Genomic DNA, 464 nt, shown 5'->3' with positions numbered 1-464 from the left:
CGACAGGGTTCCTGAAAGCGGCTTGTAAACGAGATCATGTTCGACCTCAGACCATGCATGCATCAAAACAGACGCCACCTGAATCTCGATTCGCGCGGTGGCGTATTTTTGCTGCGTCTTGTCTAAGGATTCCTCCTTCATATGGGCGCGGTAATGGTTGGCCCAGTAGCCGGAAAATCGTTTGTTGTAGGTAGGCGGCTTCGACTGTTCCGGGAATTGCTTCGTCTCAATGATGGTAAATAAATCAGCGATCAGGCTGTTGGCCTTGTCGCGGTCTCCGGGGAAGTAGAGAGACACCCGGACGCCTGATAAATCCGCAATATCCTCGTAAATCTCCCTCATATTTTTATAAGGAACCGTCCGCCGGCTGTTCCTTCTCTGTACCTTGCTTTTTAATCTGACAGGATTCTTGGCCCTGGAAGTCACCATGGCACGGATACCGGCTGCCTGAAGGGCGGATTCCA

The 464-nt window shown here is 51.5% G+C and carries 1 protein-coding gene; it reads right to left on the bottom strand.

Annotation, left to right across the window (positions count from 1 at the left end):
- A partial coding sequence (locus NE664_13790; GenBank protein MCQ4727705.1) for a RelA/SpoT domain-containing protein occupies positions 1-464 on the bottom strand: 464 nt, incomplete at both ends.

It is taken from the genome of Anaerotignum faecicola, from assembly GCA_024460105.1.
Taxonomy (GTDB): Bacteria; Bacillota; Clostridia; order Lachnospirales; family Anaerotignaceae; genus JANFXS01.
Note: the sequence above shows the minus strand (reverse complement) of the source record. Positions and strands in the feature narration are given on the sequence as shown.